This window comes from Herbiconiux sp. L3-i23, assembly GCF_023734115.1.
In the GTDB taxonomy this organism is placed as follows: domain Bacteria; phylum Actinomycetota; class Actinomycetes; order Actinomycetales; family Microbacteriaceae; genus Naasia.
Map to the genome: position 1 here is coordinate 2264194 of NZ_AP025737.1, position 18823 is coordinate 2283016.

General features: G+C 69.5%; 17 protein-coding genes. 8 read left to right on the forward strand and 9 right to left on the reverse strand.

Annotated features, from left to right (window positions below; genetic code table 11):
* Positions 1 to 314 precede the first annotated feature (314 nt).
* The 5 genes from NGH83_RS10835 to NGH83_RS10855 all read left to right on the forward strand — a co-directional run bounded on the left by NGH83_RS10835 (position 315) and on the right by NGH83_RS10855 (position 5347).
* Positions 315 to 1007 carry an NTP transferase domain-containing protein gene (locus NGH83_RS10835; RefSeq protein WP_251856262.1) on the forward strand — a complete coding sequence of 231 codons (693 nt, stop codon included), beginning with the start codon at positions 315 to 317 and terminating at the stop codon, positions 1005 to 1007.
* A 114-nt stretch (positions 1008 to 1121) separates the two neighbouring features.
* Entirely contained in the window at positions 1122 to 1928 is an 807-nt protein-coding gene (locus NGH83_RS10840) for an ABC transporter permease (RefSeq protein ID WP_251856263.1), read from the forward strand.
* The gene (locus tag NGH83_RS10845; protein WP_251856264.1) at positions 1928 to 2668 is read left to right on the forward strand and encodes an ABC transporter ATP-binding protein; all 741 of its coding nucleotides are present in this window, start codon (positions 1928 to 1930) and stop codon (positions 2666 to 2668) included. The genes NGH83_RS10840 and NGH83_RS10845 overlap by 1 nt, the downstream gene beginning before the upstream one ends.
* A 42-nt stretch (positions 2669 to 2710) precedes the next feature.
* The gene (locus NGH83_RS10850) at positions 2711 to 3550 is read left to right on the forward strand and encodes a hypothetical protein (protein WP_251856265.1); all 840 of its coding nucleotides are present in this window, start codon (positions 2711 to 2713) and stop codon (positions 3548 to 3550) included.
* 153 nt (positions 3551 to 3703) lie between these two features.
* Positions 3704 to 5347, forward strand: coding sequence for an Ig-like domain-containing protein (locus NGH83_RS10855; RefSeq protein ID WP_251856266.1), 1644 nt, complete (start codon positions 3704 to 3706; stop codon positions 5345 to 5347).
* 82 nt (positions 5348 to 5429) lie between these two features.
* Here the strand turns inward: NGH83_RS10855 and NGH83_RS10860 are convergent, their stop codons facing one another.
* The 7 genes from NGH83_RS10860 to NGH83_RS10890 all read right to left on the reverse strand — a co-directional run bounded on the left by NGH83_RS10860 (position 5430) and on the right by NGH83_RS10890 (position 12804).
* Positions 5430 to 6710: a CDP-glycerol glycerophosphotransferase family protein gene (locus tag NGH83_RS10860; protein ID WP_251856267.1), complete on the reverse strand. Its 1281-nt coding sequence runs from the start codon at positions 6708 to 6710 to the stop codon at positions 5430 to 5432.
* A gap of 32 nt (positions 6711 to 6742) precedes the next feature.
* Complete coding sequence (locus tag NGH83_RS10865) at positions 6743 to 7636, reverse strand: glycosyltransferase family 2 protein (protein ID WP_251856268.1); 894 nt, start codon at positions 7634 to 7636, stop codon at positions 6743 to 6745.
* On the reverse strand, positions 7623 to 8465 hold the full coding sequence (locus NGH83_RS10870; RefSeq protein WP_251856269.1) for a CDP-alcohol phosphatidyltransferase family protein: 843 nt from the start codon (positions 8463 to 8465) through the stop codon (positions 7623 to 7625). Before NGH83_RS10870 ends, NGH83_RS10865 begins: the two co-directional genes overlap by 14 nt.
* Before the next feature lie 3 nt (positions 8466 to 8468).
* Positions 8469 to 9524, reverse strand: a complete 1056-nt coding sequence (locus NGH83_RS10875) for a glycosyltransferase family 2 protein (RefSeq protein WP_251856270.1) — start codon at positions 9522 to 9524, stop codon at positions 8469 to 8471.
* 135 nt (positions 9525 to 9659) lie between these two features.
* Entirely contained in the window at positions 9660 to 11357 is a 1698-nt protein-coding gene (locus NGH83_RS10880) for a S1C family serine protease (RefSeq protein WP_251856271.1), read from the reverse strand.
* Positions 11358 to 11452: 95 nt separating this feature from the next.
* Positions 11453 to 12121: a hypothetical protein gene (locus NGH83_RS10885; RefSeq protein WP_251856272.1), complete on the reverse strand. Its 669-nt coding sequence runs from the start codon at positions 12119 to 12121 to the stop codon at positions 11453 to 11455.
* 137 nt (positions 12122 to 12258) lie between these two features.
* On the reverse strand, positions 12259 to 12804 hold the full coding sequence (locus NGH83_RS10890) for a hypothetical protein (RefSeq protein ID WP_251856273.1): 546 nt from the start codon (positions 12802 to 12804) through the stop codon (positions 12259 to 12261).
* Positions 12805 to 12878: 74 nt separating this feature from the next.
* On the opposite strand from NGH83_RS10890, the gene NGH83_RS10895 reads away from it, so the two are divergent.
* Entirely contained in the window at positions 12879 to 14078 is a 1200-nt protein-coding gene (locus NGH83_RS10895) for an aminotransferase class I/II-fold pyridoxal phosphate-dependent enzyme (RefSeq protein WP_251856274.1), read from the forward strand.
* A 358-nt stretch (positions 14079 to 14436) separates the two neighbouring features.
* Here the strand turns inward: NGH83_RS10895 and NGH83_RS10900 are convergent, their stop codons facing one another.
* Complete coding sequence (locus NGH83_RS10900; protein WP_251856275.1) at positions 14437 to 15249, reverse strand: carbon-nitrogen hydrolase family protein; 813 nt, start codon at positions 15247 to 15249, stop codon at positions 14437 to 14439.
* Positions 15250 to 15362: 113 nt separating this feature from the next.
* On the reverse strand, positions 15363 to 16109 hold the full coding sequence (locus tag NGH83_RS10905; protein WP_251856276.1) for a hypothetical protein: 747 nt from the start codon (positions 16107 to 16109) through the stop codon (positions 15363 to 15365).
* Positions 16110 to 16250: 141 nt separating this feature from the next.
* Here NGH83_RS10905 and rlmC point away from each other — a divergent pair, with 141 nt between their 5' ends.
* The gene (gene rlmC, locus NGH83_RS10910) at positions 16251 to 17372 is read left to right on the forward strand and encodes a 23S rRNA (uracil(747)-C(5))-methyltransferase RlmC (RefSeq protein WP_251856277.1); all 1122 of its coding nucleotides are present in this window, start codon (positions 16251 to 16253) and stop codon (positions 17370 to 17372) included.
* A 69-nt stretch (positions 17373 to 17441) separates the two neighbouring features.
* Positions 17442 to 18620 (forward strand): MalY/PatB family protein, encoded by a 1179-nt coding sequence (locus NGH83_RS10915; protein ID WP_251856278.1) that lies wholly within the window; start codon positions 17442 to 17444, stop codon positions 18618 to 18620.
* The last annotated feature ends 203 nt before the right edge of the window (positions 18621 to 18823 follow it).

Genomic DNA, 18823 nt, shown 5'->3' on the forward strand with positions numbered 1-18823 from the left:
GCGTCGGGTCCTCGGCGGGCGACGCCGTCGAGGATGGCGTCGTAGGCGCCTCGGTCGGCGTCGGCGAGTCGATGTCGTTGCTCTCCGGCGCTGCTGTCACGGCCACAACGTTATCAATCGAGAGGCGCTCGAATCCGAGAACCCGGCGGTACTGCGGCCTTCCGCGAACCTGAGAGGTCACTGTGCGAGTGATCACGATCCCACTACGGCATCGCCGTACCCCTGGGCGCAGCGGATGTACCCCTAGTACAGTTCAGAGTCGCACGACGAAGTGTCACAAAGACTTGCAGACAGTGAATTCCAGGAGAACACACGTGACCACGAAGATCGTCATCCTCGCCGCCGGAATGGGCTCGCGCCTCGGCCGCACCCTCCCCAAGCCTCTCACCGAACTGAGCGACGGCCGCACCATCATGGGCCAGCAGTTCGACAACATCCACCACACCTTCGGCACCGGCGCCGACGTCACCATCGTCGTGGGCTACAAGCTCGAGCACATCATCGAGGCGTTCCCGCAGGCCGACTTCGTCTACAACGAGCAGTACGACCAGACCAACACGTCGAAGAGCCTCCTCCGCGCCCTCCAGGCGTCGGGCAACGGCGGCGTGCTGTGGATGAACGGCGACGTCGTCTTCGACGAGGCCGTGCTCGACCGCTGCCTCCCCCTCATCGCTCGCGACCAGTCGTTCGTGACCGTCAACACCTCGTCGGTCTCCGACGAGGAGGTCAAGTACACGACCACCGCCGAGGGCTACATCAAGGAGCTGTCGAAGACCGTCAAGGGCGGGCTCGGCGAGGCCGTCGGCATCAACTACGTGTCGTCGCGCGACAAGGCGACGCTCATCCGCCAGCTGCAGAAGGTCGGCGCGCAGGACTACTTCGAGCGCGGCATCGAGCTCGCCATCGGGAACGACCGCATGCTGGTCGAGCCCCTCGACATCAGCGACCTCTACGCCGTCGAGATCGACTTCGCCGAAGACCTCGAGCGGGCCAACCTCCACGTCTGACCGGTCGGGCGTTCCGGGCAAGCGAGTCCGTTGCGGCGGGCCCCGCCTGCCGGAACGCACTCGCGCACGCAGCGTCGAGGTCGTCTCGGAAGCACTGACTATTAGAGTCTCCCTGTGACGACGACCGCCTCCCCGAACGCCGTCCGCGTTCGGCCGACCGGGGCGCGGCGTTACCGCCAGATCCTCTGGCTGCTCACCTCGCGCGACCTGCGCGTGCGGTACTCGACGTCGGCACTCGGCTACCTGTGGTCGATCCTCGATCCGCTCGTCATGGCTGGCATCTACTGGTTCGTCTTCACGCAGGTCTTCCAGCGCAGCGTCGGCGAAGACCCCTACATCGTCTTCCTGCTCTCGGCGCTGCTGCCGTGGATGTGGTTCAACGGTGCGGTGAGCGACTCGACGCGCGCGTTCCTGCGCGAGGCGAAACTGGTGCGCTCCACCAAGATCCCACGCACCATCTGGGTGAACCGCTTGGTGCTGTCGAAGGGCATCGAGTTCCTCTTCAGCATCCCGGTGCTCGCGGCGTTCGCGATCTTCGGCGGCGCCGAGCTCACACCGTGGGTCGCCCTCTTCCCGCTGGCGATCCTGCTGCAGGCGATCCTCACCGCGGGCATCGGCCTGATCGTCGCCCCGCTCGTCGTGTTCTTCCGCGACCTCGAGCGGGCGACGAAGCTCGCACTGCGCTTCCTCTTCTACGCCTCCCCCATCATCTACAGCACGACGAACCTGCCGGAGAGCCTGCATTTCTGGGCGGCATTCAACCCGCTCAGCGGCATCTTCGCGATGTACCGCGCGGCGTTCTTCCCCGGTGAGCTCGACTGGTTCCTCATCGTCGTCTCCGCGGTGATGAGCGTGGCGTTCCTGCTGATCGGCCTCCTCGTCTTCCGGCGCAGCGAGCGCTCGGTGCTGAAGGAGATCTGATGAGCACCCCGTCCGTGATCGAGGTCCGCGACGTCGGCATCCGCTACCGCCGCAACCGACGGGCCCGCCGCAGCTTCAAGGATCTGTTCTCCAGCAAATCGCGGCGCTCGCGTCCCGGCGAGTTCTGGGCGCTGCGCGGGGTGTCCTTCGATGTCGCGCCGGGCGAGGCGATCGGTGTCGTCGGCCGCAACGGCCAGGGCAAGTCGACCCTGCTGAAGCTCGTCGCCGAGGTGGTGCTGCCCGACGAGGGCGCCGTGTCGGTGCACGGCGGCGTCGCGCCGCTGATCGAGATCACCGGCGGCTTCGTCGACGACCTCTCGGTACGCGACAACGTCTACCTGACCGCCGGCCTGCACGGCATGACGCGCAGTGAGATCGACGAACGGTTCGACGAGATCATCGCCTTCGCCGAGATCGGCGACTTCCTCGACACCCCCTACAAGCACCTGTCGAGCGGGATGAAGGTGCGCATCGCGTTCGCGGTCATCTCCCGTCTCGAGGAGCCCATCCTGCTGGTCGACGAGGTGCTCGCCGTCGGCGACCGTGCGTTCCGAGAGAAGTGCTACGCGCGCATCGAGGAGCTGCTCGCCGGCGGTCGCACGCTGTTCTTCGTCTCGCACAGTGAACGCGACCTGAGACGGTTCTGCACCCGCGGCCTCTACATCGAGGGTGGACGGGTCGTCTACGACGGCGCCATCGACGAGGTGCTCGACCGATACAACGAGGCGACCTCGTCCTGACGCCCGGCGAACTCCCCGACTCCGCTCCGTAGACTCCGGGGCATGAGTGACGAGTTCGAACGCTCCGACAGCGCGGTGCCTCCCGCGCTCGCGAAGTCCTTCGACCGTCTCATGGCCGTGCAGCGACCGGCGGTGCTCGCGAACATCCGCACGCTGCGTCGCCTCCGGCCCGATGCGACGCCTCAACAGCTGCTGAAGACCCTCGAGCGGCAGTACCTCGCCGCCGTGACGACGAGCGGTGCCGCCGTCGGCGCGAGCGCGGTCATCCCCGGCGTCGGAGTGGGCATGTCGCTGGCCCTCAGCGGCGTCGAGACGGCCGGTTTCCTCGAAGCGAGCGCGCTGTTCGCCCAGTCGGTGGCCGAAGTCCACGGCATCTCGGTGACCGAACCGGATCGCGCGCGCGTGCTCGTCATGGCGCTCATGATGGGCGAAGGTGGACAGAGCCTCGTCAAACAGTTCGCCGGGCAACTAGGCGGACGCTCCCCCGGCCGGTCGGTGTTCTGGGGTGAGCTGGTCACCAGCAACCTCCCGCAGGCGGTGGTCGGGCCGCTCACCGACAGCCTCAAGCGCCACTTCATCAAGTCGTTCATCACCCGTCACGGCACGAGCGTCATCGGCCGGGTCGTACCCTTCGGCATCGGCGCCGCCATCGGCGGCACCGGAAACCACCTGCTGGGTCGACGTGTCGTCCGCAGCGCCCGGGACGCCTTCCCTCCGGCGCCGCTCGAGTTCCGTGCCGAGCTGGCACCGCAGCAGGGCGGCGAGCGCAAGCGCTTCAGCCTGAAGCGCCGGTCGGCGTCGCAGCCGTTCGAGATCGGCGCCGCACGCGAGACGTCGGACCGCGCGGACGCCGACGACGACGCCCACGATCCCGCGAACTGAGACTTCGCGATCGCTCGTGCGCGGCTGTGCGAACGGACGTCGACGCCGCAGTGAACATCGCATAGCGCGCCCGGACGTCGCAGACGGCCGTCGATAGCGTCGAGGCGGGCCCCGGCCCACACCCCCCCGCCCCCTATCGATGGGAAGAACTGCATGCGTTCCGTCACCAAGTACGGCATCGCGGCGACCGGCGTCGCCGCCGCGATCGTCGTCGCCCCGCTGCCCGCCATGGCGGCCGAGGACACCGACTCCTCGACCGGCACCGTCACCGTCACCCGCTTCGACGACCGCTACGCCGACGGCGTCTTCGACCAGTCGAAGACCGCGCGCGACGGCTGGACCGACGTCAAGAACACCAACCTCTCCGCCTGGCTGGTCGCCTCGGACAACAGCCGCCACTACGGCTACACCACCGCCTCGAACGACTACATCTTCGAGAACGTGCCCGTCGGACCCGCAAAGGTCTACCTGTACACGCCGAACAACCCGGCCGGCGAGGTGCTCTTCGACGCCACGGGTGCCGAGAGCGCCGACGACATCGTGCGTCTGCCCTTCGGCAGCGACCAGGGCATGGCCTCGGGAGTCCTCTCCGTCGATGTCGACGCGGACGGCGAGCAGCGTCTCGTCGGAATGTCGGCGCTGCGCGTCGCCGCGGACGTCCGCTTCGCCGACGGGTCGATCGCGACCGGCCTCACCGGCGTCGAGTTCGGCTCCGGCGACGACTGGTACAACGCCTCCGAGTACCAGTTCAACGGCGGATACGGCACCTACGAGGCGTTCGAGAGCTTCGGCTACGTGCGCCACATCCCCGACGAGCTGGGCGTCCGCATCGCCGCGCCGGCGGGGTATCGCGTCGCGTCGGTCACCGCCGACGACTACGTCGCCATCCCGGTGACCCAGCACGACGGCGCTTACTGGATCGACGCCGCCGCCGCCTCCTCCTACTTCGCCGCCCCGAAGTTCACCATCACGCTCGAGGCGGCTCCCGACACCACTCGCCCGGAGGCGACCCTCGTCGCGCCGACCACGGCCGGCCCGGCGAAGACCATCGACCTCAAGGTCGACGCGACCGACGACCGCGGCCTGGGCCGCATCGTCGCGAACATCTACAAGGACGGCACCCTGGTCAAGAGCACCCAGACCGCGGTGAACGGCGCGACGAGCGGATCGCACACCGCGACGGTGACCCTGCCCGACGGCAAGTACACCATCCGCTACAACGCGTCGGACCTCGCCGGCAACGTCTCGCAGACCCGCTCGTTCGACGTCACCGTCGACGGCACCGCCCCCACGGTGACCGTCAAGGACGGCGCGAGCTACACCGTCGGTGACGCGAACGCCTACGGCCTCGTGAGCTTCAAGCTCTACGACGCGGGCAAGATCGACAAGGTCACCATCAACGGCAAGGTCAAGGACCTCACCGACAACGCCTGGTCCGACGTGAACTACGTGAAGCCCGGCACCTTCGGAGCCGTCGAAGGCGCGAACACCCTCGTGGTCTACGACGTCGCCGGCAACACCACCACCCTCCGCTTCACGCTCGACGGGACGGGCCCGCAGGTCACCGTCAAGGAAGGCGTGCGCGCGAGCTACGACGTCGTCGGCTTCAAGCTGTACGACGCCGTGAAGGTCGACAAGGTGAGCATCAACGGTGTCGTCAAGGACCTCAGCAACAGCCAGTGGTCCGATGTCAACGGCGTGAAGCCCGGTGTCTTCGGCGCGGTCAAGGGCGAGAACACCCTCGTCGCCTACGACGTGCTCGGCAACACCACCACCGTGGGGTTCACGCTCAACTGATCGGGGACTGACAACGAAGTGCGCCTCCCGCCGAGCGGGGAGGCGCACTTCGTTCTGCGTGGCCGGTGACGGACGGGGCCGCTCAGTCGTCGTCGTCTCGAGCGTCCGGGTCGTCCAGGTCGCGCCAGGGGCCGTCGCCGCCGTGCAGAGCGGCGTGGGTCTCCCACTCCTCGAGGAGATGCTCGATCGCCGCGTGGAAGCGCGAGGTCGCGACTCCCTGAGTCGTGTCGCCGAAGTAGTGCCGGACCCACTTCGTGAGCCGGGCCTCGGCATCCTCGTCGTGGCGCAGGTCGTCGAGCCGCACGGACACGGTGGCCGCGTCCCGCGCGTCGAGCCACTCCGCGTCGGACAGGTAGCCGCCCTCGTCGATCACGGCCTCGTCGCTCACCGGTCGGGTGACGAGCAGCGGCTTTCCCGAGGCCAGCCGGTCGTAGACCATCGCCGAGATGTCGACGATGGCGAAATCGGCGACGGCGAGCTGCCAGCCGATGTCCGCCCCGGTGTCGTGGACGTGGTGGGCGCCGGCGTCTTCGGCGTTCGCGCGATCGAGGATCTGCACGATCTCGCGGTTCGCCGCGCCGTACGCCGGATCGACGACACCGCTGCGCGGGTGCGGGCGGTAGATGACGCGGTGCCGCCCGGTCGCCACCAGCGAGCGCACGAGTTCGACGCCGTGGCTGGCGACGGAGCCGTACGCGGCCGCGGGGCGGTCGCCCTCCCAGGTCGGGGCGTACAGCACGACGGTGCGATCGTCGGGCACGAACGGCAGGTCGCCCGAATAGTGGTCGGCCTGCGGGCGTCCGATCGGGATGGCCCTCTTGTCGAAGTCGTAGTCCCACAGCACGCGGCCGAGCCGCTCGCGTGCGGCGTCGCCGGCGATGAGGCTGTAGTCGTACGCCTTGAACTGGTTCGTCGTCATGTACATCTTGTCGCTCTCGCCGTGATTGACGAAGACGTGCCAGCGGCGCCCGTACCGCATCATCTGGAAGTTCCGGGCGTTCTGGTTGACGTACAGGATGATCTTGAGCGGCTGCTCGTCGACGACCCGTTCGAGGTCGGCCACGCGGCGCACGAAGGCGACCGGCAGGGGCGACTCGTCGAGGATCGACAGCGCCGCCGAGGCCGACCGGCTGAGGATCAGCACGCGGTGCGTCTTGTCGAGCTCCATCAGCGGCTTGTACCACTGACGGATCTGGTACATGTTCACGCGCCCGTCGGCGAAGTAGACACCGATCTCGTACTCGCCCTTCGGCAGGGGGGCCAGCGCTCGGAGCCGCCGCTGAAGGCGACGCTGGTTGAGCCGCGACGTGACCATCCGTCGGAAGACCTTGACGGCGAGGCGGGCGTCGTTCAGGAGCGGCATTCGACCAGGCTATCCGCTCACCCTCGGCGGGCTCAGACGATCGGGGGGCGCCCCGCAGCGGCCATGCGCAGAACCGTGCGCCAGCGCATGGCGCGGCGGCCGCCGGGGTCGACGCGCCACCCTTCCCGCCAGCCGGCGAACCACGCCGCCCTCCCCTTACCAGACCGGGCGAAGCGCAGCAGCTGGATGAGCAGCCACGACCCGGTGTAGAGCGGGATGAGCGCGACGGGCAGGTTGCGCCGGGCGAGCCACACGCGGTTGCGCGCGGTTAGGCGGTAGAAGTCGTCGTGCCGGGTCGGCTGGATGACGGGGTGGGCGGCCTCGAGATCGCCCGCGTACCAGGCGCGGCGGCCGGTGTCCCACACCCGCCAGGCGAGCTCGATGCCCTCGTGCGCGTACCAGTACGGCGCACCCCAGCCGCCCGTCCGGTCGAACACCGCCCGCGGAAGCAGCACGGCGCCCTCCCACGCGGTCATCATCGTGCTGGGGCGGGAGGGGTCGCCTTTTCGAATGCGCGGAATCCACCGGCGGGGCGTCGTCACCCCGGTCGGGTCGACGACGCGGGGCTGGATCATGCCGATCGTCGGATCGGCGCGGATCTTCGCGACCGCATCGGCGAGGAAGCGCGGCGACGGGAGGCTCGCGTCGTCGTCGAGGAAGAATAACCACTCCCCCGTGACCTCGGGGACTCCCGCGTTGCGTCCGGCGGGGATGCCGAGGTTCTCGGGAAGCGCCAGCGAAGTGACGCTCGCGGGCAGGTCGGCCTCGGCCGGGTCCCACCCGTTGCCGACGACCACGATGTCGGCGTCGACATCGTGCTGGGCCAGGACGCTGTCGATCGCGGCGCGAAGCTCGGCGGGGCGGGTGCCCTGGGTCAGGATGACGACGCCGACGCGCGGGATCGTCGACGGGTCAGGATCGGACACGCTTCGACGCCATGATCGCGACGAAGTGCCCGGCGAGCGCGAGCACCGACAGCGGCAGCAGCAGCCCGATCAGCCAACGGTCGACGACCAGCTCGGCGTCGGCGACGCCGGTCGCCGCGAGGATCAGCCCCAGCACGGCCGCCGCGAACGCCATCATGGTCAGTTCGACCGAGTGGTAGAGGCGGTGGAACGGCACGAAGCGCGCGGCGCGCCGCAGGCGTGCGACGAGGCTCTGCGTGGGAACCGATTCGTGCTTGCGGTCGGCGAGCTTGGTGAGTCCCGCGTTGGCGCGGGCGACGTGCACCATGTCGTTCAGCGCCTTGTTGAGCACGATGACGAGTGCGAGGGCGAATCCGATCGTCGTCCAGAGGAAGTCGTCGGGGCTCTCGAACGGGTAGCCCGCCGCCCGGATGCCGAGGACGATGGGGATCAGCGCCTCGGTCGTGTAGTGGCCGACCTTGTCGAGGAAGACGCCGGCCGGTGACGACTGGCCGCGCCACCGCGCGACCTCGCCGTCGGAGCAGTCGACCAGCATCTGCAGCTGCCCGAGGATCAGGGCGAGCGCCGCCCCCGCGATGCCCGGGATGAGCAGGGCTGCGGCGGTCGACCAGCCGACCAGGATCATGAGGCCGGTCACGCCGTTCGCCGAGATCGACGTGCGCAGCAGCATCCAGGTCAGGTACGGCGAGAGGCGGCGCAGATACAGCGACGCGGTCCAGTGCTCGGCGTTCGCGCGCTGACGCACCTCCGGCGGCTGGGTGACCGCGATCTGCTCAGCGATGGAGGAGGGACGCGTCGACCGCGACGCGCCAGTGGTGGCGTCGGACACGCGTCACCTTCCGGTGTAGGCCTGGATGTTCCGGGTGAGCTTCGCGATACCGAAGAAGAACCCGACGCCCCAGCAGAAATGGATGCAGGGCAAGACTAGGAGAAACCAGAGTGCCGTGCGTAGCCCATGACCGCGCGCGAACACGACGGTCGCCGCGACGTCGAAGAGCACGTAGACCGCGGGGGCGACGAAGCCGATGAGGGCCCACGGCACCGCGCCCATCGCGGCCTGGACGATGCCGGCGATGCCGAGCAGGATCCCGAGGGCGACCCCGATCACCATGACGGGCGGCACGAAGTAACGCAGGCCGTTCGCCGACGGTTCGCGCCGCGCCAGTTCGCCCCGCCACAGGCCGGTGCTGAGGAACTGCCGGGCGAGGCGCCGATAGCTCGAGCGCGGGCGGTACACGACGCGCAGGGCGGGGTTGAACCAGACGACGTCGCCCGCTTTGCGCAGGCGGCGGTTGAGCTCCCAGTCCTGGCCGCGACGGATGTCCTCGTCGAAGAGGCCCGCCGCCTCGAGGCGGTCGCGCTGGAAGACGCCGAGGTAGACCGTCTCGGCCGGCCCCTCTTCTCCCCCGAGGTGCAGCCGGGTGCCGCCGAGCCCGACCGGTGAGCCATACGCGATGGCGACGGCCTGCTCGAACGGCGTGTGACCGCGGGCGTCCATGACGCCGCCCACGTTGGCCGCGCCGGTGCGCTGCAGCGTCTCCACCGCGATGCGGGTGTAGTCGGGCGGCAGCACCGAGTGCGCGTCGACGCGCACCACGATGGGGTTCGACGTGGCCCGGATGGCGATGTTGAGCCCCTCGGGCGTCGTGCCGAGTTCGTTGACCGCCGAGCGGATGCGCGGGTCGGCCGCGCTCATGCGTTCGACGAGTTCGCTGGTGCCGTCGGTGCTCGGACCGAGGGCAAGCATCACGTCGAACGGGCCCTCGTAGTCCTGCCCGACGAGGCTGGCGACGGCGGCCTCGATGTGGTCCGCCTCGTTCAGGACGGGCATGACGTAGGACACGGCCGGGAGGCCGGCCCGGGCAGGGTTCACCGCGTGCTCAGCCATCGTTCCGGAGTGTATCAACGCGGATGACGGCGCGACAGGACGCGACTCGCCACCGGAGCACGGGCCTTCCGCGCCGGACACGGTGACGGCCGGCACCCCACGCGGGGGCGCCGGCCGTCGCCGGGAGGAGCACGCTCAGAGGCTCAGCGTTCCGAGCGTCACGTCGGCCTCGTAGCTCTGACCGTTGCGGACGTAGACGAGCGTCGCGTCGGCGCCGGCGGCCAGGTAGCGGACCTGGGCGGTGAGGTCGGTCGAGGAGGCGATCGCGACCCCGTTGAACTCGGTGACGATGTCGCCGCTGCGCAGTCCGGCTGCCTCGGCGGCGCCGCCGCTCGTGACCTCCTGGATGTAGGCGCCCGCCACTGAGGCGTCGGGGTCGGCGGAGGTGGCGTCGGCGACGCTGGCGCCGAGCAGACCGTGGGTGGCGGATCCGCCCTCGATGATCTCGTCGGCGACGCGCTTGGCGAGGTTCGCGGGGATCGCGAATCCGACGCCGATGCTGCCGGCGCTCGACGAGGACGAGCTGCCCGCGCTCGCGATGGCGACGTTCACGCCGATCAGCTCGCCGTCGGAGTTGAGCAGCGCACCGCCCGAGTTGCCGGGGTTGATGGCGGCGTCGGTCTGGATGACCGGCACCGAGATCGTGCCCGTGCTCTGCTGCTGCTGGCTCTCCTCCTGGCCGGGGATGTCGAAGTTCCAGAAGTCGTACGGTGACTGGCCGCCCTGGTCGGGCGTGGCTTCGTCCTCGGTCGAGTCCGGCACGGCAGACGAGGCGACCGTGATGCTGCGGTTCAGCGAGCTGATGATGCCGTCGGTGACGGTTCCGCTGAGTCCGAGGGGCGCGCCGATCGCGACGGCGGAGTCGCCGACGTTGAGGTCGTCGGAGTCGGCCCACTCCATGGGGGTGAGTCGGCTGGCATCGTCGAGCTTGATGACGGCGAGGTCGACGACGGGGTCGGTGCCCACGATGGTGGCGGTGAAGATGCGGCCGTCGTCCGTGGTGACCGTGACGTCGGCGTCGGCGACGGAGCCGTCGAGGGTGACGACGTGCGTGTTGGTCAGGATGTAGCCGTCTTCGCTGAGGATGATGCCCGAACCGGTGCCGGCGGAGTTGCTGCCGCTGACCGAGATGGTGACGACCGACGGCGAGGCCTTCGCGGCAACCGCGGTCACCTGGGTGGCGTCGTCGGCGCGGTTCACCGTGACGTTCGTCGATCCGCCCGTCTCGCTGACCACGCGGGGGTTCTGCTGACCGACGAGGACGGCGATCCCGGCGCCGGAGGCTCCTCCGAGGAGGGCGCCGACGGCCAGGGCTGCGACGACGGGGACGACGATGCGGTTGCGTCCCGAGCGGCGGCTGCGGCCGTCCTGCTCGCCGGTCGCCCCGGCACCGAACGCCGCGCCCGCGGGGGCGGCCGTGTGGTGGGCGGAGGGGATGTCGTAGATGGAGGCGGCGGGCGCCTGCTGCTGCGGCGCGCCGTACTGCGGCGCCTGCTGCTGCGGTGCCGTGTGCTGCGGTGCCGCATGCTGACCGGCCGGCTGCTGCGGGGCGGAGTTCTGGGGAGCCGCGTTCTGCGGGGCGGCGTTTTGGGGAGCGGCCGGCGGGAACTGCTCAGTCGGCGCCGTGTAAGCGGCGGTCTCGCTCGTGGGAGTCGCCGCGGTCTCGGGCTGGGTGGCCTCGGACTGGGCGGGGCTGGCGGGCGGGGTCACCGACGATGCGTCGGGTGCGGTCGGTGCGGTCTCGGGGTTGGTCGAAGAATGCTGCGCGGGCACGGCGCCGGCGGCGTCGCCCTGCTGCTCGTCACGGGAGTCGTGCTCCGGGTTCTGGGTCATGGTCTTGCTCCTCTCGGTGTGATCAGCATTCCGATGCACACTATGGGGCTCATTGGCTGCACCCTTGGGCCGCCTGGCGCTTTCCTATGAAAGCTCTAGCAGCCGACCATCGTCTGAGAGCGGCATTCGCCGTCAACCAGCACGGTGGAGGCGGTGGTGACGATCAGCGGCGTCGACGGCGCGGCGACGATGAGGGTGCCCTGGACGGTTCCCCACCCCGAACCCTGGAAACGATACTCCGCCGCGTACTCCACCCCGACGCTCACGTCCACCTCTCCCCGCTGGCGGTACACGTGACTGGTGGGCGTCGGTGCGAACCGCTCGACGCCGAGTTCCGCCCACGTGGCGCCCCCGGTCGAGGTGACCCGCGAGGTGCCGTCGCCGTACTCCCAGTGCCAGGCGATCGGCGTGAAGCGGACTTCCGCCGGCGCCCCGAGCAGCTGCCCGGCGACGACGTGGGCGGTCGCGGATCCGACGAAGTTGGCGTGCAGTCCGCGTAGCGCCCACCCGCTCGGCTGACCGCGGAACTGCGGCTGCTGCGGCGTGAAGCTCGCGATGTCCGCGATGGTGAGGGGACGCCACGGGATGTCGGTGCCCGCGAAGGTGACGCTGATGTCGTTGCGGCAGATGACGCCGGTGATCTGCCCCGCGCCGGAGTCGCAGGAGGCCGCGTTCTCGTAGACGAAGGGAAGCTCTGCGCCGCCGCCGGCACCGCCCGCTCCCCCACCGCTACCGGGCACGTTCACCTCGCCGCGGACGTCCACCCCGCCGTTGTTGATGCCCGCAGAGGTGGACGGGGTGCTTCCGCACGCGCCGACCAGTACGTTCCCAGCGTCACAACTCGCAGCGGCCGCCTGGCTCGTTGAGACCAAAGCGGCTGCCACCGACGCGACTGCCGCGATCAACAGAAGTTTGTTCCGCCCCACGCCTGGTTCCTCTCAACTAAGAGCTTTCCGTCGCTGATGGCAAGAGTTGCTTCGAACGGCTGATGGTTGCCCCTCGTATTGGGCGTCACGTCCACCCCGTTTTCGTCGATCAACCTCATCTCGGCGATGTCCAGGCAGACATATAGATGCACCTCGCCAGATACGAGGTCCGACTCGGCAAGTAGGAAGTTGTACGGTTTGGTCGAACCTTGGAGGCTCTGTCCACTGGCACGGATGCCCTCGAATGTCTCGACGTCGGAGGCGGCCGCTTCTCGAGTTGCAAACAGCAAAATCTCCTCCTCTGCCCCCTCATCGTCGTTGGCGAGCAAGTCGATAGATCGCGCGTAACCCTCATAGGTCGCCGTTGCCGCAGCGAGCGCCTCGTCCTCCGATTGGAAGACCGGTGCCGAAGAGGGCAGTGGTGAAACGAGAACGGTGGGATATGCCTCGCATCCGACCAACGCGGTTGCGGTGAGAAATCCGCCGGCCAGAGCCAGGCACACACGCCAACGCGTAGTCATGAGCCCCACGGTAAATGTGGGTGGATAGTCCGGCGAAGATCCATCCACAGGCCGCGGCGGTAGCGTTGTCGCTCGTGACGGTGCACGGATCTTGGGAGCGAGCCGCTCGCGGCGCCCTGCTGCTCGACCCGGACGGGTCGGCGCGGACGACGATCTTCGCCGAGATGAGCGCACTCGCGGCGCGCACCGGGGCGATCAACCTGGGGCAGGGGTTTCCCGACTACCCGGGTCCGGCGGAGGTTCTCGAGGTCGCGCAGCGCGAGATCGCGGCCGGCAACAACCAGTACCCGCCGGGGCGCGGCATCGCGTCGTTGCGCGAGGCGATCAGCGAGCACCAGCGGCGCTTCTACGGGCTCGAGTTCGATGCCGATCGGGAGGTCCTCGTCACGGCGGGGGCGACGGAGGCCTTGGCGGCGACGATCCTCGCCCTCATCGACGACGGCGACGAGGTCGTCACCTTCGAGCCATTCTACGACGAGTACGGCGCCTGCATCGGGCTCGCGCGCGGCGTGCACAAGACGGTGCCGCTGGCGGCGCCGGACTTCCAGCCCGACCTCGACCGACTCCGGGCCACAGTGACGGATAAGACGCGCCTGATCGTGGTGAACACTCCGCACAATCCCACGGGGGCGGTCTTCAGCCGCGAGGTGCTCGAGACCATCGTTGACCTCGCCGAGCGACATGACGCGTACATCGTCACCGACGAGGTGTACGAGCACCTGCACTACGACGGCTCCGTCCACGTGCCGATCGCAACCCTGCCGGGCGCACGCGAGCGCACGATCACGATCTCGTCGGGTGGGAAGACCTTCAACACGACGGGGTGGAAGATCGGCTGGCTCACCGCCCCGGCGCCGCTCGTCGACGCGGTGCTCGCCGTGAAGCAGTTCCTCACGTACGTCAACGGCAGCCCGTTCCAGCCGGCGATCGCGGCGGGACTCTCGCTGCCCGACGAATTCTTCGCCTCGCTCGCCAGCGACCTCGCCGGCAAGCGCGACCTCCTCGCCGGCGGACTCCGCGCCGCCGGGTTCGGGGTGACGCTCCCCCGCGCCGGCTACTTCATCGTCGCCGACGCCCGCCCGCTCGGCTTCACCGACGGCGCCGACCTGTGCCGCCGACTGCCGGAACTAGCGGGCGTCGTAGGCGTGCCGATCTCGGCCTTCTGCCTCCCCGAGAACGCGGACCAGTACTCGCCCCTGGTCCGCTTCGCCTTCTGCAAACGCCTCGACGTCCTGGAAGAAGCCTCCCAACGCTTGGCCTCCCTCACCCCCTGACCCGACACTCCGGGTACACGGATCAGGAGAATGTGCACGGATCAGGAGAAACGGCGCGAATAGTCCTGATCCGTGTGCGAGTTGCCCACTTTCCCGCCGGATCTCCTGATCGGTGCACAAACTCCTGATCCGTGCACCCACGGTTGAGACGGCCGGGTGCGAGGAAACAGGAGCAGGCGGCCGGGGCAGGCGGGGGTGTGCACGGATCAGGATGACGCCCGCGACACGCCGAATCGAGACCCCGATCCAGTCCTGAACGGCGGGCATTCTCCTGATCCGCGCGCAATCTCCTGATCCGTGTACCCACGGGTCGCAATGGGCGGGTGCGGCGGGCGGGCCGGGGTTCCGGTGGGGTGGGTCAGGCGGGTTCGACGCGGTAGCGGCGCAGGTCAAGGGCCGGATTCTTGGCCCGGACCTGGGCGAGGCGCTCCGTCGAGATCCACGCGACCGCGACATCGGTCGCCTCGCCGATCTCGACCATGTGCACGCCCATCGGCCCCACGATGAGACTGTTGCCGACACCCACCGGCGGAGCGTGGTCGGCCGCCGCGACGTAGATCGTGTTCTCGATCGCCCGCGCCGTCACCAGGGTGCGCCAGTGATGCTCCTTCAGCGGACCCCGCACCCATTCCGCAGGGATCAGCACCAGATCGGCCCCGGCATCCACGAGCCGGCGCGTGACCTCGGGGAAGCGCACGTCGTAACAGGTCTGCATACCGACCTTGATGCCGCCCACCTCGAAGATCTCGGGAGCCGCGCTCGGGTCGCCGGGCACCACCCAGTCGCTCTCGCGCTGCCCGAACGCGTCGTACAGGTGCAGCTTGCGGTACCGGGCGACGACGCCCGAGGCGTCGACGGCGACGAGGGTGTTCGAGAACTTGCCGGACGGCTCCATCTTCTCGACGACGCCCGCCACGATCGTCACGGACAGACGCGTGGCGAGGGTGCGCAGCGCCTCCACGAATCGTCCGTCGAGGGTCTGGGCGTTGCGCGCGAAGCTGCCGTCCATCGGATCGGCGAAGTAGGACGAGTACTCGGGGAAGACGACCAGTTGAGCGCCGCGCTCGGCGGCGAGGGTGGCGAGTCCGGTGATCCGGTCGAGATTCTCGACGGCGTCGCGGCCCGGCGCGAACTGCGCCACTGCCACCCCGAGCTGCGCGTCGCTCACCATGGCGTCAGCCTAGCCGCGGAACCGTCTTCGCGGTCAGGCGAATCTTCGCTCCGTGCGTCGGCGGCGTCGGCCGAGAGGCAGGTGCAAACTCGGCTGAGCGCTCTCGGCGACGGTCACGGGCAGAACTGATCGGAGGCGACGCCGGGGTCCGCGGTCGGTCCGGCGGTCGGCGATGCGCCCGGGATCTCGGAGGGGATCGATTCGAGCACCTCACCCTCGAACACCTCGCCCTGCAGTTCGCCGGGAGGCAGTTGGCTGAGGCAGGTCGCGAACGGGTCGGCGAGCTCGATCTTCGCCACCGGAAGGAGGTTCTCATCGACCATCTCGAGTCCCGCGATCGCCGCGGAGACTCCCAACTTGGTCTTTCCGCAGGAGTCGGTCGGCCACGCCGCGCGCACCGCCTGGCCGTCCTCGGCGACGAGCCACAGCTCGGGAACGATCTCGTAGTCGGCGGTGCACGGGCCCGGCCCGACCGCGTCGCTCGGCTCCTCGAGGGCCGTCAGCAGGGGCGGAAGATCGCCGTCGTAACGGGTCTCCCGCACGGCCTGCCATTGCTCGCCATCAATCTCGACGCCGAACTCGCCCGAGCACACGACCGCCTGCACCGCCTCGAAGCCGTCGGGCACCGACCCGGCGGCGGGGGCCGCCTCGTGCTCGCCGTCGACCGCATCGGACTCGTCGAAGCCGAAGTCGGTGAAGTATCGGAGCCCCGACGCGAGGCAGTCGGCCGAGTCGGCCACGACCGCGGGCGCTGCGGGGCCGCCCGGCTCTCCGGGCTGCGCGGGACCGGCGCATCCGGCGAGCGCCACCGCGGCGGCGACCGCGAGAAGGAGTCCGGCGGGCTTCGTTCGGATGCGCATGCTCCGATGCAAACAGGCTCCGGCAACGGATCGGTGACGACTTCGTCACGATTGCCTATCGATGGCGGCGAGCGCCGCAACCCTCGCCGCGCGCCGCACCACAGCCCGCACCACGCGCCGGAAACTTAGACTGGCCTGGACATGCAGTGCTCGTACTACGACGCCGGCCTCTGCCGGTCCTGCACCCTCCTCGAGCAGCCGTACCCCGACCAGCTCGCCGACAAGGACGCCCGCTCCCGTTCGCTGCTCGACGATCCGACGATCGCCTGGCTGCCGCCCGTGGCGAGCGCCCCGTCCGGCTACCGCAACAAGGCGAAGATGGTGGTGGGCGGCACGGTCGATGCCCCGACCCTCGGCATCCTCGATGGCCGTGGCCGCGGAGTCGACCTCAGAGGATGCGCGCTCTGCACCCCCGGCATCCAGGCGGCGATGCCCGCGCTCGCTGCCTTCGTCACCCTGGCGGGCCTCGCCCCCTACGACGTGCCGGCACGGTCGGGCGAACTCAAGTACGTGCTCGTCACCGAGGCCCCGAACGGCGAGCTGATGCTGCGCTTCGTGCTGCGCTCGGAAGCGTCGATCCCCGTGATCCGGGCGAACCTCGACGCCCTCCACCGGGCGCTGCCCCGGGTCGCCGTCGTGACCGCCAACCTCCTCCCCGAGCACAAGGCCGTCGTCGAAGGCGACCGCGAGGTCGTACTCACCACGCGCGACACCCTCACCATGACGCTCGGCGGCATCGACCTGCACCTTCGGCCGCAGAGCTTCTTCCAGACCAACACCGACATCGCCGAGCGGCTCTACGCCCAGGCCCGCGAGTGGGCGGACGAGATCGGCCCGCGGTCGGTGTGGGACCTGTACTGCGGCGTCGGCGGGTTCGCGTTGCATCTCGCCGCGCCCGGACGCAGTGTCATCGGAGTCGAGGCGAGCGTCGAGGCGATCGAGAGCGCTCGCCGCAGTGCCGGCGACCTCGGGCTGACGGAGGTGCGCTTCGAATCCGGCGACGCCACCCGTTTCGCGATGAGCGCGGGCGACGCACCCGACCTCGTCGTCGTAAACCCACCCCGCCGCGGCATCGGCGCCGAACTCGCCGGACACTTCGAACGCTCCGGGCCACGGCACATCGTCTACTCGAGCTGCAACCCCGTGAGCCTCGCGAAGGACCTCGCGATGATGCCCTCCTACGCCGTGCGTCGCGCCCGCGTGCTCGACATGTTCCCGCAGACCTTGCACCTCGAAGTGATCACGCTGCTCGAACGGCGTTAGACGCGCTTGGCGGTGACGGTATGCGACATGCTTCGCACGATGCTGCGCACCCCGTGACACTCTGAAGGGGTGAGCGACTGTCCCGACTCCCACCCGTTCGATCGCCTGACCCGCGAATCGCTCGACACCCCGTGGAGTCGCAAGTGGAGTCTCTCCCCCGGCACCATCGGCGCCTGGGTCGCCGAGATGGACTTCGGCACCGCTCCCGCAGTCAGCGAGGCGCTCACCCGCGCGGTGTCGGACGGCAACCTCGGCTACCTCGCGCCCTCGACCGCCGCCGACCTCGCCGATGCGACCGCCGCGTGGATGGCGGGCGAGTACGGCTGGACCGTGTCACCGGACGACGTGCATTCCGTTTCGGATGTGATGGCGGCATTGCGCGTCGCCGTCGAGGAGTACTCCCCCGCCGGATCGGCCGTGATCGTGCCGACGCCCGCCTACATGCCCTTCCTGACCTACCTGCCGACGCTCGGCCGTGAGGTCGTCGAGGTCCCCGGCCGCGTCGTCGACGGGCGCTGGGAGCACGACCTCGACGCGATCGACCTCGCGTTCGAGCGCGGGGCCTCGACGCTCGTGCTGTGCAGCCCGCACAACCCGACCGGCACGGTGCTCACCCGCTACGAGCTGCTCGCGATCAGCGAGGTCGTCGAGCGGCACGGCGGCCGTGTCTTCGCCGACGAGATCCACGCCCCGCTGCGGTACGACGGCGTCGTCCACGTGCCGTACGCGTCGGTGTCGGCGGCCGCCGCCGCCCACACGATCACGGGTACCAGCGCGTCGAAGGCCTGGAACATCCCTGGTCTCAAGGCCGCCCAACTGATCACTTCGAACGAGGACGATCGCCGTCGGTACGGCCGCTTCGGCTTCGCCGCGGTGCATGGGGCCTCCACCCTCGGAGTGCTGGCGTCGACCGCCGCGTACCGCGAGGGGGCGTCCTGGCTGCGCGACGTCGTCGGCTACCTGCAGGGCAACCGGGACCTGCTCACCGAGCTCGTCGCCCGAGAGCTACCGGGCGTCGGATACGTCGCGCCGCAGGCGACCTACCTGGCGTGGCTCGACTTCGGCGGCGTCGCTCTCGACCGGAGCCCGGCCGACGTCCTCCGGGAACGCGGCGGCGTCACGCTCACCGACGGCGGGCTGTGCGGGCGCGGATCCGAGGGGCACGCCCGCTTCGTGTTCGCGATGCCCCGCCCGCTGCTGGAGGAGAGCGTCGGGGCGATGGCTGCCGCGCTCGTCGCCGCCCGCTAGTCGCATCAGCGGTCATTGAGGAGGCCGTCTACGGCCGTCGCGAAATGACGGAACCACCGAATCGTAAGACCGGCCGACCGGAGAGTGATGTCGCATCGCGACGGCCGTGGACGGCCTCCTCAGCGACCAGACCCGGGTCGCATCGCGACGGCCGTGAACGGCCTTCTCAGCGAGCAGACTCGGGTCGCATCGCGACGGCCGTG